This is a genomic window from Citrobacter sp. KH_055_1, assembly GCF_057838705.1.
In genome coordinates this window covers 998,972-1,013,382 of record NZ_CM174473.1, presented here as the reverse complement: position 1 = coordinate 1,013,382, position 14,411 = coordinate 998,972, and the positions used below count along the sequence as shown (strand labels likewise).

Sequence of the window (14,411 nt, the reverse complement as noted above, 5' to 3'; positions counted from 1 at the left end):
ACGCAACCTGCAATAAGCAAAACATCTTTTTTAGAAACACGCTAAATTAATTACTGAGGTTGCTATGTCTATTCTGGTTAAAAATAACATTCATTGGGTTGGCCAACGTGACTGGGAAGTTCGTGATTTCCACGGGACCGAATACAAAACGCTGCGCGGTAGCAGCTACAACAGCTATCTTATCCGTGAAGAAAAAAATGTCCTGATCGATACAGTAGACCACAAGTTTAGCCGTGAATTCGTGCAGAATCTGCGCAATGAAATTGACCTGGCAGATATTGACTACATCATCATTAACCATGCAGAAGAAGACCACGCCGGTGCGCTGACCGAGCTGATGTCCTGCATCCCGGACACGCCGATTTACTGCACCGCTAACGCTATTGACTCCATCACCGGCCACCACCATCACCCGGAATGGAACTTCAACGTGGTAAAAACCGGTGACTCACTGGATATCGGTAATGGCAAACAGCTGATCTTCGTTGAAACCCCGATGCTGCACTGGCCGGACAGCATGATGACTTACATGACCGGTGACGCCGTGCTGTTCAGTAACGATGCTTTTGGTCAGCACTACTGTGACGAACGTCTGTTCAACGACGAAGTAGATCAGACTGAACTGTTCGAACAGTGCCAGCGCTACTACGCCAACATCCTGACACCGTTCAGCCGCCTGGTTACGCCAAAAATCACTGAAATCCTCGGCTTCAATCTGCCGGTTGACATGATTGCCACCTCTCACGGTGTGGTATGGCGCGACAACCCAACGCAGATCGTTGAGATGTACCTGAAATGGGCGGCGGATTATCAGGAAGACCGCATCACCATTTTCTACGACACCATGTCCAACAACACCCGTATGATGGCCGACGCCATTGCCCAGGGCATCAACGAAGTTGACCCGAATGTGGCAGTGAAAATCTTTAACGTCGCCCGCAGCGATAAAAACGAAGTCCTGACGAACGTCTTCCGCTCTAAAGGCGTGCTGGTCGGCACCTCCACGATGAACAACGTGATGATGCCGAAGATCGCCGGTCTGGTCGAAGAGATGACCGGCCTGCGTTTTCGCAATAAACGCGCCAGCGCCTTCGGCTCACACGGCTGGAGCGGCGGTGCGGTAGACCGTCTGTCCACGCGTCTGCAGGATGCCGGTTTTGAAATGTCCCTGAGCCTGAAAGCCAAATGGCGCCCGGATCTGGATGCGCTGGAACTGTGCCGTCAGCACGGTCGTGAAATTGCACGTCAGTGGGCGCTCGCTCCACTGCCGGAAACCAGCGTCAAAGCCGCAACCAAAGAGGAAGAGTGCGCCTGTGCCGCCGCCGCGGCCGCTGACCTTGGACCTTGCATGCAGTGCAGCGTTTGCCAGTGGATCTACGATCCAGAGAAAGGCGAGCCGCTGCAGGATGTCGCACCGGGTACACCGTGGAGCGACGTGCCGGAAAACTTCCTGTGCCCGGAATGTTCATTAGGCAAAGACGTCTTCGACGTACTGGCTACGGAGGCAAAATGAGCCGCGGAATTGTCATTATTGGTTCGGGCTTCGCCGCCCGCCAGTTAGTCAAAAATATCCGTAAGCAGGATGCGACTGTCCCGCTGACCCTGATTGCCGCTGACAGCATCGATGAGTACAACAAGCCCGATCTCAGCCATGTTATCAGCCAGGCACAGCGTGCCGACGACCTCACCCGCCAGTCGGCGGGGGAGTTTGCCGAACAGTTTAATTTGCGCCTGTTCCCGCACACCTGGGTGACCGACATCGATGCCGATGCTCACGTAGTGAAAAGCCAGGACAAGCAGTGGCAGTATGACAAGCTGGTGCTGGCTACGGGGGCATCAGCCTTTGTACCGCCGGTGACCGGACGTGAGTTAATGCTCACACTGAACAGCCAGCAGGAGTATCGCGCCTGTGAAACGCAACTGCGCGACGCTCAGCGAGTCCTGATTGTTGGCGGTGGTTTGATTGGCAGCGAGCTGGCGATGGATTTCTGCCGTGCCGGTAAAGCGGTGACGCTTATCGATAACGCCGCCAGCATTCTGGCCTCGTTAATGCCGCCAGAAGTCAGCAGCCGTTTACAGCATCGTCTGACCGATATGGGCGTACACCTGCTGCTGAAATCACAGTTGCAGAGTCTGGAGAAAACCAGCACCGGTATTCGCGCCACGCTCGATCGTAACCGCAGTGTAGACGTTGATGCGGTGATTGCCGCAACCGGTCTGCGTGCGGAAACCGCGCTGGCGCGTCGCGCCGGGTTAACCATCAATCGCGGCGTTTGCGTTGACAGCTATCTGCAAACCAGCCACCCGGATATTTACGCCCTCGGTGACTGCGCAGAAATTAATGGTCAGGTCCTGCCGTTCCTGCAGCCGATTCAGCTCAGCGCGATGTATCTGGCGAAAAACCTGCTCGGCGGCAATGCCCCGCTGAAGCTGCCAGCCATGCTGGTAAAAATCAAAACGCCGGAGCTGCCATTACACCTGGCAGGAGAAACCCAGCGTCGCGATCTGAACTGGCATATTGCGGCTGAAGCAGAAGGTATGGTCGCCAGAGGAATGAACAGCGAAGGCCAACTGTGTGCCTTCGTGGTGAGCGAAGATCGTATGAAGGAGGCCTTCGCGCTGCTGAAAACACTGCCCGTGTAAACAATGTTGTGCCATTGCTTGTTTTATTAACCTCACGCACACGGATGTGCGTTGCCACTTGTCGGTATGCCCCGACTTGCTTTTCTTGCCCCGCCAGTCCCGGGGCTTTTTTTATTTCTACGGCAATGCCCGCGCCGCGGCAATCACGCCCTGCCCCAGCGACAATCCTCCATCCCCAGCCGGTAAACGCTGCGGGAACAGTAACGTAAAGTCATGCAGATAAAACGCCAGACGGGCTGACAGCAAACGGTTATGCATCACGCCCCCGCTAAATACCAGCGTCGTAATACCGCGTAACTGTGCCTGTTGGCGCATCAGCGTGGCAAACCCACGCGCCAGCGCATCGTGGAAAGCCCAGGCGCGTTCAGGGGGAGTCGCCTGCCAGTTCAGCCACTGCTGCCAGAAAACCGCCAAATCCAACTGGTTGTTGTTAAGCGTTATGGTGACCGGGTGTTCAACGCCTGCACATTGTGACGCTAACGCCTCCAGCGCACAGGCGGCCTCGCCTTCATAGCTCAGGGATTGCGGTGCGCACTGCAGTGCGGCGGCAACGGCATCAAACAAGCGTCCACACGATGATGCCAACGGCGCGTTGATCCCACGCTCGATGGCACGAGCCAGTACGCTCCAGTTTTGCTGCTGCACAAACGCTGTTTCCGGATAACGCTGCCAGTCAGGCACAAAGCGCAGACACTGCGCCAGCAGATTGCGCCACGGCTGTTTTGCCGCCAGATCGCCCCCCACCAGCGCCACCGCGGGCAAGCCACCCAGGTATTCGCATTCGCGATAATTCACCCGCAGGCACTCGCCGCCCCACAGCGCTCCGTTTTCGCCCATGCCGATACCGTCCAGCGTCAGGGCAATGACATCGCCACCGTTCAACGGCCAGCCGTGCTCAGCCAGGCAGGCCGCAGCATGCGCATGATGGTGCAGCACCGTTTCAATTGGCAACGTCATCTCACGGGCCCACTGGCTGGAAACGTAGCCAGGATGCGCGTCGCAGACGATACGCTGCGGGGTAAAATCATAAATGTTCTGGATCAGATGCAGCGCATCGCGCCACTGATGCTGAATGCCGTCATCGCTCAGATCGCCCAGATGCTGACTAATCACCGCCTGTTCCCCCCGGATCAGACAGAAAGTATTTTTCAGATCAGCGCCTAAGCACAGCATCGGCGGCACGTCGCGAAAACCTGGCGGCAGCGCCACGGCATCTGGCACGTAGCCTCGGGATCGACGCAGCATCTCCCCGCTTTCGCGCACCACGGAGTCATCCATGCGCTGCACAATCTCGCGGTTATGCAGCAAAAAGCCGTCGGCAATGTCGTGCAAATCGTCCAGCGCCTGCGCATTAGTAATGGCTGGCGGCCTGCCGCTAAGGTTGCCGGAGGTCATCACCAGCGGCCCCTTCATCTCCTGCAACAGCAAATGCTGTAACGGGTTGGCAGGCAGCATGACGCCGACCTCGGTAAGTCCTGGCGCAATCCCTTCGCACAGTGAAACCACATACTGTTTATTGACCAACACGATGGGGGCAGCGGGCGTAGTCAGCAAACGCCGTGCCGCTTCTGGCAGTCCGTCATCCCCCGGCAGCATTACCGCCAGCGGTTTAGCCGGGCGATGTTTACGCCGACGGAGTAGCGCCACAGCAGCGTCGTTGCGCGCATCACAGACCAGATGAAATCCACCAATGCCTTTAACCGCCACAATGCCACCAGCTTTCAACCGCGTAACCGCCGCCTGTAGCGCCGGTTCTTTTTCCGCTCGCTCGTCTGCGCTTATCCACGCCAGATGCGGGCCACACGCTGGGCAAGCGACAGGTTGGGCATGAAAACGACGATCATACGGATCGCGATATTCAGCATCGCATTGTGGGCACAACGGGAATGAAGCCATGACGGTAAACGGACGGTCATACGGCATTGCGCGAATAATGGTGAAGCGCGGGCCGCAGTGGGTACAGTTGATGAAAGGGTAACGATAACGGCGTTCACCGGGGGTGTTCATTTCAGCAAGACATTCAGGGCAAGTTGCGGCGTCCGGTACGATCTGCGTATTCATCGTTCCGCCAGCACTTTGGCGGATGGAGAAATCTGCGGGTCTTTGTTGCCAGACAAACGGCGCACTCTCGACGCTATCAATCCGCGCCAGCGGCGGGCAGTGCTGATGCAGTTCGGCAATAAATTGCGCTGCGTCTTCGAGCAAACGCACCACCACCCCGTCGCCGTCGTTACAGACGTCGCCATGCAGCTGTAGCCGCTGCGCCAGTTGCCAGACAAAGGGTCGGAACCCAACGCCCTGTACCTTACCGCGAATGCGCAGCTCTACACCGGAGTGGTTGCTTAGTGTCATGTTGAATTCCCGCGATCGTGTATCCCTGAAATATCCCTTTGCCGGATGGCGGCTTCGCCTTATCCGGCCTACGTGTTATTGCCCTGTAGGCCTGATAAGCGTAGCGCTATTAGCGCAGGTATTTTACGCGGATTTTGGACAATCAGAACAGCAAAGATGCGGTGGAGTCCAGTGCCGCACGACGGCGTTTTTCCGCGCTCAGCTGCTCCAGTTTATTGCGATCGACATAAATCAGCGCATGCGTCGGGCAGACTTCCATACAGGCAGGACCGGCTTCGCGATGGTGGCATAGGTCGCATTTGTTGGCTTCGGCTTTTTCAGCACGCACGTTCAGACCCGCGCCGCTGTTACGAATAACCGGACGGACAACCACTTCCATTGCGCCATAAGGACAAGCGACCACGCAGGTTTTACAGCCAATGCAGCGTTCCTGCATCACGTGGACAAAGCCTTTATCGCGGCTAATTGCACCGTTTGGGCAGACGTTGGCACACGGCGCATCTTCACACTGACGGCACAGCGTCGCGGTAGAGACGTTAACGCCTTTGATAACGTGAATGCGCGGTAAAAAGGTTTCAGGGGTCAGCGATGCGCAGTCCTGGTTATCCTGATGGGATACCACGCAGGCCACTTCACAGGTACGGCAACCAATGCATTTATTGGCGTCTGCAATGATGAAACGGTTCATCAAATTCTCCAGCAATGACAGATTATCTGCCGAAGCATTCATAAATCGTGCCAGAATTTAATGCACTGTTATTAAAGGATTTTTATTTTACTTCGCTGCAAAAATGCCTGTCATCGTCACTAGTGACGATGACAAATGACAGCATCAGCGTGAAAGTGTCGGGGCAAGAGAGGCGCGAGGGATAAGCTCGCCGGTAAAGTTTTTCGCTGGCGTAAAGGCTCCGCCGTCCAGCATAAAGATCAGGCGTCCTATGGTTTCCTGGACCATCTCCGTGACCGGGATTTTGACGCTGGCAAGTGCCGGAATGGTGTACGGCGCAAGGGCTATATCATCGAAACCAATCACCGACACCTGCGCGGGAACATTAATGCCCTGTTCGTCCAACTGCTTCATCGCGCCAATCGCCATATCATCATTGCTGGCCACCAGCGCGGTGAAATTCACCTTGCGTAAAAGTAAGGTTTTAACGCCTTCAGCGCCACAGGCTGGCGTCCATTTACCCTTCACAATCAAATCATTATTCAACGGAATGCCGTGCTGCGCCAGCGCGTCTTTGTAACCGGAAAGTCGCTCCACGCCGGTGGGCGAATCCATTGAGCCACTGATAAAAGCAATCTCGGTATGCCCGGCGCGAATCAACTGCGTGACGGCATTAAAGCTGGTCTGTTTTTGATCGCACCAGACGCAGTGGCTGGTGTTTTTACGCAGGCGTCGGTTAAGCACCATAATGGGCTGGGCGTGTGCATCGATAATCTCATCGATGTCATCCACACTGAGAAAACGCGGATAGATCATGACAGCATCACAGCGCAGGTCGAGCAGATATTGAATCGCCTGACGCTCTTCCTCGGCACTATGTTTACCGTCGGCAAGCAGAAGCTGGCGTCCTTTATCCTCCGCCATACGCGCAGTGTGAAATAGCAACTCGCTAAAATAAACGCCGTGATACAGGGTGTTGGTCACTACCAGACCCAGCGTCTGCGTGCTCTTCGCCGCCAGGCTGCGCGCCAGCAAATTGGGACGATAGCCACTCTCTTCAATAGCCTGGAACACGCGGTCTTTGGTCTCCTGGCTGACGTAGCCGTTCCCCGAAAGCACCCGGGAAACCGTAGCTTTCGACACGCCAGCACGCTTCGCCACTTCCAGCATCGTGGTCATCTTACTCATCCCTTTTCACGCAATGTGACGCAGTGTACTGCACCGTTTCACCGCTGTCCTTGCTGCTCAATCGCAGAACGCGTTATCTGGTGATCGTAGTCACAAATACAAAAAATGATCAAAATATAATCTTGTATAAATAGTATAAATTAAACATGATTTTGTGGAACCGGTTTCCTATCAATGTTTCACCATCACCAACATGAGACGAAAATAAACGGTAAGACATTACCTACCCTACTGATAAAACAGGATTAAATCCGATGTCTAAAAATTATGCAGCGCTGGCGCGCTCGGTTGTGACAGCTCTGGGCGGCGTCGAGAACATCACCGCAGTAACCCACTGCATGACCCGTTTACGTTTCGTTATCAAAGATGATTCGCAGGTCGACAGCGCCACGTTAAAAACGCTTAATGGCGTACTCGGCGTAGTGCGTAGCGACAATCAGTGCCAGGTGATCATTGGTAATACCGTGTCCCAGGCGTATCGCGAGGTCGTCAGCCTGCTGCCGGGCGATATGCAGCCCAGCGAACCCGCAGGCAAACCCAAACTGACGCTCAAGCGTATTGGGGCAGGGATCCTTGATGCGCTGATCGGCACTATGTCACCGCTGATCCCGGCGATTATCGGTGGATCGATGCTGAAACTGCTGGCAATGATCCTCGAAATGACCGGCGTGCTGCAAAAAGGCTCCTCGACGCTGACGATCCTGACAGTGATTGGCGACGGCGCATTCTTCTTCCTGCCGCTGATGGTCGCCGCCTCTGCCGCCATTAAATTCAAAACCAACATGTCGCTGGCTATTGCTATTGCGGGCGTGCTGGTGCATCCGAGCTTTATTGATCTGATGGCTAAGGCCGCACAGGGCGAGCACGTTGAGTTCGCGCTGATCCCGGTCACAGCGGTGAAATACACCTACACGGTGATCCCGGCGCTGGTCATGACCTGGTGCCTGTCGTACATCGAACGGTGGGTGGATCGCATCACGCCAGCCGTAACCAAAAACTTCCTGAAACCAATGCTGATCGTGCTGATCGCCGCCCCGCTCGCCATCGTCTTAATTGGCCCGATTGGCATCTGGATCGGCAGCGCGATCTCCGCGTTGGTGTACACCATTCACGGCTATCTGGGCTGGCTGTCGGTGGCCATTATGGGCGCACTGTGGCCGCTTCTGGTGATGACCGGCATGCACCGCGTCTTTACCCCCACCATTATTCAAACCATTGCCGAAACCGGTAAAGAAGGCATGGTTATGCCGTCTGAAATTGGCGCCAACCTGTCGCTGGGTGGATCTTCTTTAGCGGTCGCCTGGAAAACCAAAAACCCGGAACTGCGTCAGACAGCGTTAGCCGCGGCGGCCTCCGCCATTATGGCAGGGATTTCCGAGCCGGCGCTGTACGGCGTGGCGGTACGCCTGAAACGTCCGCTGATTGCCAGTCTTATCAGCGGCTTTATCTGCGGTGCCGTAGCCGGGATGGCCGGACTGGCAAGCCACTCGATGGCTGCACCAGGTCTGTTCACCAGCGTACAGTTTTTTGACCCGGCCAATCCGATGACCATTGTCTGGGTATTTGGCGTCATGGCGCTGGCGGTAGTGCTGTCGTTTGTCTTAACGCTGCTGCTCGGCTTTGAGGATATTCCCGTCGAAGATGCGGCCGCGCAGGCCAGAAAAAATCAGGCTGCGCAGCCGGGAAATATCAATGGCGCCAGCATCTGACGGATACTAACTGAGGTTTATTATGTCTGTTTTTCCGCAAGGATTTTTATGGGGCGGCGCACTGGCCGCCAACCAGTCTGAAGGGGCGTATCGGGAAGGCGGCAAAGGGCTGACTACCGTGGATATGATCCCCCACGGCGCACATCGAATGCCGGTTAAACTGGGTCAGGAAAAGCGCGTTCAACTGCGGGATGACGAGTTTTATCCCAGCCATGAAGCAATTGATTTTTATCATCGCTATAAAGACGATATCGCCCTGATGGCAGAAATGGGGTTCACGGTGTTTCGTACCTCAATTGCCTGGAGTCGGCTCTATCCTAACGGGGATGAACTAACGCCAAATCAGGAAGGCATTGATTTTTATCGCTCGGTGTTTGCCGAGTGCAAAAAGTACAATATTGAGCCGTTGGTGACGTTGTGCCACTTTGATGTACCGATGCACCTGGTCACCGAGTATGGCTCCTGGCGTAACCGCAAAATGGTGGAGTTTTTCACCCGCTACGCCCGTACCTGCTTCGAGGCCTTTGATGGTCTGGTGAAATACTGGCTGACGTTCAATGAAATCAACATCCTGCTGCACAGCCCTTTTTCCGGCGCGGGACTGGTGTTTGAAGCGGGTGAAAATCAGGATCAGGTGAAATACCAGGCCGCGCACCACGAACTGGTTGCCAGCGCACTGGCAACCAAAATCGCCCATGAAATCAATCCGCACAACCAGGTCGGGTGCATGCTGGCAGGCGGAAACTTTTACCCCTACTCGTGCAAACCTGAAGATGTGTGGACCGCGCTGGAAAAGGACCGTGAAAACCTGTTCTTTATTGATGTACAGGCGCGTGGTGCTTATCCCGCCTACTCAGCCCGCGTGTTTCGTGACAAGGGCGTAGTGATTGAGAAAGCCCCGGAAGATAATGACATCCTGAAAAATACCGTCGATTTTGTCTCCTTCAGCTATTACGCCTCACGCTGCGCCTCGGCAGAAATGAACACCGGCAACACCAGCGCCGCCAACGTGGTGAAGTCGCTGCGCAATCCGTACATTGCAGCCAGCGAATGGGGCTGGGGCATTGACCCACTGGGTCTGCGCATCACCATAAACATGATGTATGACCGCTACCAGAAACCGCTGTTTCTGGTGGAGAACGGACTGGGGGCAAAAGATGAAATCGATGCCAACGGTGAGATCAACGACGACTATCGCATCCGCTATTTACGCGACCATATTCGCGCCATGGCAGACGCCATTGAAGACGGCGTGCCGCTGATGGGTTACACCACCTGGGGCTGTATCGATCTGGTTTCCGCCTCCACCGGCGAGATGAGCAAACGCTACGGTTTTGTCTATGTCGACCGCGATGACGCAGGCAATGGCACGCTGACGCGGACTCGCAAGAAATCATTCTGGTGGTACAAAAAAGTGATCGCCAGCAACGGGGCTGAGCTGGACTGATCGTCGGGCCGGATGGCGCTTGCTATCCGGCCCGCATGATCACCCGCCACAAACATCCCCCTTCCTTTCCGTTTCATTTTTTACATTCATTTTTCTGGATCGTCATTCCATTCTGCGGTTTGCTGCCGCGCATTATTACTGGCATTTTATTCAGTAGTTTTTACTTTTCACCGTTCGTAACAAGGAAACGTTCATGTCTACTGATAATGTTCAAACACCAATGATTATCGCCAAACCCGTTCGTCGTTTAAAAGTGGGTTACGTCAGAAGACGCTACGAAGATCGCCGTACCGGATTCACCCTGCGTATCAGTCGACACGCCTCATTAACGCTGAATGGCGACTGGCTGGAACAGGCGGGTTTTCCGACCGGCACAGAGGTGAATGTTTCGGTGATGCAGGGGAAATTAATTATTGAGCAGGCAACTGAATAACGGCTGGATATGTAAAGGCGGAACAGGCCGGATGCCGAGCGTGGCTGACATCCGGCGCTGGGAATGCTTACTCTTCTGGCGCTTCTAACTCAGCAAATCCGCCATGGCCTTCCCAACCGGCTAATCGCTGATACACGGTCTCGACCGCCTCTTTGATTGGCTGTGTCATCGGGTAATAAAAGCCGACAATATCCGGTTGAATGCCGAGGAAAATCACCTCGCCAACATCCTCTTTGAGCTGATCAACCAAATAGTTCAACGGCATATTATGGGTGGTCATCATGAACATCTCGGCAATATCATTGGGATCGATAATGCGGATCTCGCCGGGATTGAGGCCCATGTCAGTGGCATCAACAATCAGCAGACGTTCCGGGCGCAGTTCGCGGATCGCGACGATGTCATTTTCTGGCGCACTTCCGCCGTCGATGACCACCCAGTTGCCTTTAGGCTCAGCCGCGCACATTTCTGCCAGCAGCGGACCCGCACCGTCGTCACCCATCATGCTGTTGCCGACACACAATAAAACGTCAGTCACGGTGTCTCCTCACCATCAGATAGATGGCGCTTTCCTGGTGAATGTCATGCAGCATGCTGAGCACCAGCTTGCTCCATTCCTGCTGTTGCGGTGTCTGCACGGCGAGCGCGTCATCAAACGCGCGCGCCAGCATCTGCACATGGTTAAAATCGATGACGATTTCACCGTACTTCGGTACGCCTTCCATCTTACGGCGAGCTTCGCTTCCTTCGGCAAGCGTGGCAATCCACGCCAGATAGTCATCCCACGGGCAGGTTAACGCCGCTTCCAGGCAGTCGATTATGCCTAAGTGGTGACCAATCGCCAGGCTGTAATAGACAACCTGCTGCGCCTCGGCGGGCGTTGCATCGTTCTCATCAATAAACTTACGGCTCAGTTGACTGAACACCACCGTTTCACTCATCGGATACGCGCCTCTTCTACAACATGATTAAGATGCGTGACGATCTCGGTCAGACGCGGATCGTTTTCCGCTTCCAGCCAGCGCGCCACCTGTTGCTCACCCTGCCCCAACTGATTCATATAGTCATCGGCAATCTGACGACCATAGCGATAACCCGCCAGACGACGTGCTTCGCGATCGACCTTCACACGCAGCGGCTGAACCATATCCGGGTGCAAAATTTCCGCAGGCTGTGCGTCCAGTTCGCCTGGTGCACGTGCGTGAATTTTCTGCTCCAGCAGGCCAAGCGCCATCGCGAAACCGTACAGCGTGGCGGCAGGCGTCGGTGGGCAACCAGGAATATACACATCCACTGGAACAATTTTGTCGGTGCCGCCCCATACGCAGTATAAGTCGTGGAAGATACCGCCGCTGTTGCCGCAGGCCCCATAGGAGATACAAATTTTCGGGTCCGGGGCAGACTGCCAGGCACGCAGTGCCGGAGAACGCATCGCGCGGGTTACCGCACCGGTGAACAGAAGAATATCCGCATGGCGCGGCGACGGAACCACTTTGATGCCAAAACGTTCGGCGTCAAACAGCGGGGACAAGGTGGCGAAGATTTCGATTTCGCAACCGTTGCAGCCACCACAGTCGACGCGGTAAACGTACGCTGAACGCTTGATGCTTTTCAGCAATGACGCTTTCATGCTGGCAATGGATTCATCCACGGTCATCGGGACCGGAATTCCGTTGGCATCACGTGGGCCTAATAAATTGCTCATCAGCTGGCCTCTTTCATATGGCGAGTCAGTTCAATACGGTCAGACGGCACCAGGCATTTCTGGCGCTTACAATCCGGGCAGGTCTCAAAGCCTTCACGGTGATTTTCCGCACGGGAATCACCGTTGTGCTTCAGTAACGCAATGGCGTAATCAATCTCTTTTTGCACCGCAAAAGGACGGTTACAGACGCGGCAATTACACAGCGCAAAACGAGACTGCTGCAGGAAATCTTCTTTCTTCCATACCGCCAGCTCATACTCCTGCGACAGCTTGATCGCCGCCGTCGGGCAGACTTCTTCACAGCGGCCACAGAAAATACAGCGACCGAGGTTGAACTGCCACGCCAGCTCATTGGTGACCAGATCTGTTTCTACTGTCAGCGCGTTAGATGGGCACGCATTGATACAGGCCGCACAGCCAATACACTGCTGCGGATTATGTTCCGGCTTACCGCGGAAGTTTTTATCAACCGCAATCGGCTCCAGCGGGTAAGACGACGTTGGTGCCCCGGTTTTGATGACTTTTTTGATAAAAGTAAACATGGCGATTCCTTATTTCAGCGGCGAGTTTTTACGCTCGATGCTGTAGCGCTCAAGTTCTTTGTACGGCACGACTTTGCTTTTCTTCTTACGTACATCGACCACGGTCATACGGTCAGTACAGGAGTAGCAAGGATCGAGGCTACCGATAATCAGCGGGGCATCGGAGACGGTGTTACCACGCAGCATGTAACGCAGCGTCGGCCAGTTGGCGTAGGTGGCCGCACGGCAGCGCCAGCGATACAGCTTCTGGTTGTCGCCGGTCATGCTCCAGTGGATGTCATCGCCACGCGGTGCTTCGGCAAAGCCCAGCGCGAAGCGGTGCGGAATATAGGTAAAGCCTTCCACCGCCAGCGGGCCGCCCGGCAGGTTATCGAGACCAAAGTCGATCATGTTCAGCGCGGTATAGACTTCGTTGATACGCACTTTCAGACGGGAAATAACGTCGCAGCCCTGCTCGCTGTGCACTTCCATCGGCAGTAAACCGTAACCGACGAACGGGTGGTCCGCGCGGGTATCACGCGCGTGGCCGCTGGCACGCACCATTGGGCCGACGTTACTGAAGTCACGAGCAATTTCCGGGTCCAGACGACCAATGCCGACGGTGCGCTGTTCCATGTTCGGCGTACTGAGCAGCATGTCGACCAGATCCTGTACATCACGACGCATCTGCTGCGCCAGCTGACGGGTCTGGATCATGTCCTCTTTCAGCAGGTCACGACGGATGCCGCCGATCAGGTTCATACCGTAGGTTTTACGCGCCCCGGTGAGGATCTCCGCCATTTTCATCGACGTTTCACGCACGCGGAAGAACTGCATAAAGCCGGAGTCAAAGCCGGTGAAGTGGCACGCCAGGCCAAGGTTCAGCAGGTGCGAGTGCAGACGTTCCACTTCCAGCAGAATGGCGCGGATCATCTGCGCGCGTTCCGGCACCACAATCCCCATCGCATTTTCCACGGAGGTGGTGTACGCGGTGCTGTGGGCAAAACCGCAAATACCGCATACGCGATCCGACAGGAACGTCACTTCGTTATAACCCATACGGGTTTCCGCCAGTTTCTCCATGCCGCGGTGGACATAGAACAGACGGTAGTCGGCGTCGATGATGTTTTCGCCATCAACAAACAGGCGGAAGTGACCTGGTTCATCGGAGGTGACGTGCAGCGGGCCAATCGGCACCACGTTATTTTTCTTGTCACCCAGTTCGTTGATGAACTCGTAGGTTTCGGCATCGGTAGTCGGCGCCGGGCGCTGACGGTAATCCATGCTGTCTTTACGCAGCGGATAGAGTTCGTCCGGCCAGTCATCCGGCAGTACCAGACGGCGTTCGTCCGGTAACCCTACCGGGATCAAGCCGTACATGTCGCGCACTTCACGCTCGCCCCAAACGGCGGCCGGTACGCGCGGCGTCACGGACGGGAACTCCAGTTTATTGGCGTCGACTTCTACGCGAACGGTTATCCAGCACTTGGTGCCCTGCTCCATCGACATGACATAGTAGACGGCGTAATGGCCGCACAGCTGACGTTCGTCGTTACCAAACAGCACCGACAACCAGCCGCCCTGTTTGTAGTAGAGAAATTCAACTACTTCCGGCAGATAGTTGACCTTCACGGTGATGGTCAGCTGATCTTTGGTCTGCCAGCCTTCATCCAGCACCACGCCCGGGAAGGCCTGGTGCAGAGCGGCGAGATAGTGTTGACCTACTTTTTCTTCAGACATGTTCAA

General features: G+C 55.3%; 13 protein-coding genes. 5 read left to right on the top strand and 8 right to left on the bottom strand.

Translation table 11 applies throughout. The annotated features are described in order from the left end of the window. The first annotated feature begins 64 nt into the window (after nt 1–64). Nucleotides 65–1,513 (top strand): anaerobic nitric oxide reductase flavorubredoxin, encoded by a 1,449-nt coding sequence (gene norV, locus AC3ITF_RS04810; protein WP_096755976.1) that lies wholly within the window; start codon nt 65–67, stop codon nt 1,511–1,513. Beyond that, nucleotides 1,510–2,643 carry an NADH:flavorubredoxin reductase NorW gene (gene norW / locus AC3ITF_RS04805; protein WP_096755975.1) on the top strand — a complete coding sequence of 378 codons (1,134 nt, stop codon included), beginning with the start codon at nt 1,510–1,512 and terminating at the stop codon, nt 2,641–2,643. Before norV ends, norW begins: the two co-directional genes overlap by 4 nt. Nucleotides 2,644–2,760: 117 nt before the next feature. Here norW and hypF read toward each other — a convergent pair whose 3' ends face one another. The 3 genes from hypF to AC3ITF_RS04790 all read right to left on the bottom strand — a co-directional run bounded on the left by hypF (nt 2,761) and on the right by AC3ITF_RS04790 (nt 6,841). Beyond that, a complete protein-coding gene (hypF, locus tag AC3ITF_RS04800; RefSeq protein ID WP_489176180.1) occupies nt 2,761–4,995 on the bottom strand; it encodes a carbamoyltransferase HypF in 2,235 nt (744 codons plus the stop codon). A 142-nt stretch (nt 4,996–5,137) separates the two neighbouring features. Continuing rightward, nucleotides 5,138–5,683: an electron transport protein HydN gene (hydN, locus tag AC3ITF_RS04795; RefSeq protein WP_096759340.1), complete on the bottom strand. Its 546-nt coding sequence runs from the start codon at nt 5,681–5,683 to the stop codon at nt 5,138–5,140. A gap of 144 nt (nt 5,684–5,827) precedes the next feature. Then, nucleotides 5,828–6,841 carry a LacI family DNA-binding transcriptional regulator gene (locus AC3ITF_RS04790; protein ID WP_115257631.1) on the bottom strand — a complete coding sequence of 338 codons (1,014 nt, stop codon included), beginning with the start codon at nt 6,839–6,841 and terminating at the stop codon, nt 5,828–5,830. A gap of 263 nt (nt 6,842–7,104) precedes the next feature. On the opposite strand from AC3ITF_RS04790, the gene ascF reads away from it, so the two are divergent. The 3 genes from ascF (at nt 7,105) to AC3ITF_RS04775 (ending at nt 10,439) form a co-directional block, all read left to right on the top strand. Continuing rightward, complete coding sequence (ascF, locus tag AC3ITF_RS04785) at nt 7,105–8,559, top strand: PTS cellobiose/arbutin/salicin transporter subunit IIBC (RefSeq protein WP_137399670.1); 1,455 nt, start codon at nt 7,105–7,107, stop codon at nt 8,557–8,559. Between the two features lie 22 nt (nt 8,560–8,581). Further along, the gene (locus tag AC3ITF_RS04780; protein ID WP_181624640.1) at nt 8,582–10,006 is read left to right on the top strand and encodes a 6-phospho-beta-glucosidase; all 1,425 of its coding nucleotides are present in this window, start codon (nt 8,582–8,584) and stop codon (nt 10,004–10,006) included. A gap of 193 nt (nt 10,007–10,199) precedes the next feature. Continuing rightward, the gene (locus AC3ITF_RS04775; RefSeq protein ID WP_115257628.1) at nt 10,200–10,439 is read left to right on the top strand and encodes a SymE family type I addiction module toxin; all 240 of its coding nucleotides are present in this window, start codon (nt 10,200–10,202) and stop codon (nt 10,437–10,439) included. A gap of 67 nt (nt 10,440–10,506) precedes the next feature. Here the strand turns inward: AC3ITF_RS04775 and hycI are convergent, their stop codons facing one another. From hycI to hycE, 5 genes are read right to left on the bottom strand one after another with little or no spacing between them, the layout of a single operon-like run. After that, nucleotides 10,507–10,977: a hydrogenase maturation peptidase HycI gene (gene hycI / locus AC3ITF_RS04770; protein ID WP_115257627.1), complete on the bottom strand. Its 471-nt coding sequence runs from the start codon at nt 10,975–10,977 to the stop codon at nt 10,507–10,509. Beyond that, nucleotides 10,970–11,380: a formate hydrogenlyase maturation HycH family protein gene (locus AC3ITF_RS04765; RefSeq protein ID WP_135911522.1), complete on the bottom strand. Its 411-nt coding sequence runs from the start codon at nt 11,378–11,380 to the stop codon at nt 10,970–10,972. Before AC3ITF_RS04765 ends, hycI begins: the two co-directional genes overlap by 8 nt. Beyond that, nucleotides 11,377–12,144 carry a formate hydrogenlyase subunit HycG gene (gene hycG / locus AC3ITF_RS04760; RefSeq protein ID WP_115257625.1) on the bottom strand — a complete coding sequence of 256 codons (768 nt, stop codon included), beginning with the start codon at nt 12,142–12,144 and terminating at the stop codon, nt 11,377–11,379. Before hycG ends, AC3ITF_RS04765 begins: the two co-directional genes overlap by 4 nt. Then, the gene (gene hycF, locus AC3ITF_RS04755) at nt 12,144–12,686 is read right to left on the bottom strand and encodes a formate hydrogenlyase subunit HycF (protein WP_115257624.1); all 543 of its coding nucleotides are present in this window, start codon (nt 12,684–12,686) and stop codon (nt 12,144–12,146) included. The genes hycG and hycF overlap by 1 nt, the downstream gene beginning before the upstream one ends. Nucleotides 12,687–12,695: 9 nt before the next feature. Beyond that, nucleotides 12,696–14,405 (bottom strand): formate hydrogenlyase subunit HycE, encoded by a 1,710-nt coding sequence (hycE, locus tag AC3ITF_RS04750; RefSeq protein ID WP_096755965.1) that lies wholly within the window; start codon nt 14,403–14,405, stop codon nt 12,696–12,698. Nucleotides 14,406–14,411 lie beyond the last annotated feature (6 nt).

Excerpts from the sequence above, each read along its gene's own strand:
- norV (WP_096755976.1), top strand. The coding sequence starts at position 65 with ATGTCTATTCTGGTTAAAAATAACATTCATTGGGTTGGCCAACGTGAC.
- norW (WP_096755975.1), top strand. The coding sequence starts at position 1,510 with ATGAGCCGCGGAATTGTCATTATTGGTTCGGGCTTCGCCGCCCGCCAG.
- hypF (WP_489176180.1), bottom strand. The coding sequence starts at position 4,995 with ATGACACTAAGCAACCACTCCGGTGTAGAGCTGCGCATTCGCGGTAAG.
- hydN (WP_096759340.1), bottom strand. The coding sequence starts at position 5,683 with ATGAACCGTTTCATCATTGCAGACGCCAATAAATGCATTGGTTGCCGT.
- AC3ITF_RS04790 (WP_115257631.1), bottom strand. The coding sequence starts at position 6,841 with ATGACCACGATGCTGGAAGTGGCGAAGCGTGCTGGCGTGTCGAAAGCT.
- ascF (WP_137399670.1), top strand. The coding sequence starts at position 7,105 with ATGTCTAAAAATTATGCAGCGCTGGCGCGCTCGGTTGTGACAGCTCTG.
- AC3ITF_RS04780 (WP_181624640.1), top strand. The coding sequence starts at position 8,582 with ATGTCTGTTTTTCCGCAAGGATTTTTATGGGGCGGCGCACTGGCCGCC.
- AC3ITF_RS04775 (WP_115257628.1), top strand. The coding sequence starts at position 10,200 with ATGTCTACTGATAATGTTCAAACACCAATGATTATCGCCAAACCCGTT.
- AC3ITF_RS04765 (WP_135911522.1), bottom strand. The coding sequence starts at position 11,380 with ATGAGTGAAACGGTGGTGTTCAGTCAACTGAGCCGTAAGTTTATTGAT.
- hycG (WP_115257625.1), bottom strand. The coding sequence starts at position 12,144 with ATGAGCAATTTATTAGGCCCACGTGATGCCAACGGAATTCCGGTCCCG.
- hycF (WP_115257624.1), bottom strand. The coding sequence starts at position 12,686 with ATGTTTACTTTTATCAAAAAAGTCATCAAAACCGGGGCACCAACGTCG.
- hycE (WP_096755965.1), bottom strand. The coding sequence starts at position 14,405 with ATGTCTGAAGAAAAAGTAGGTCAACACTATCTCGCCGCTCTGCACCAG.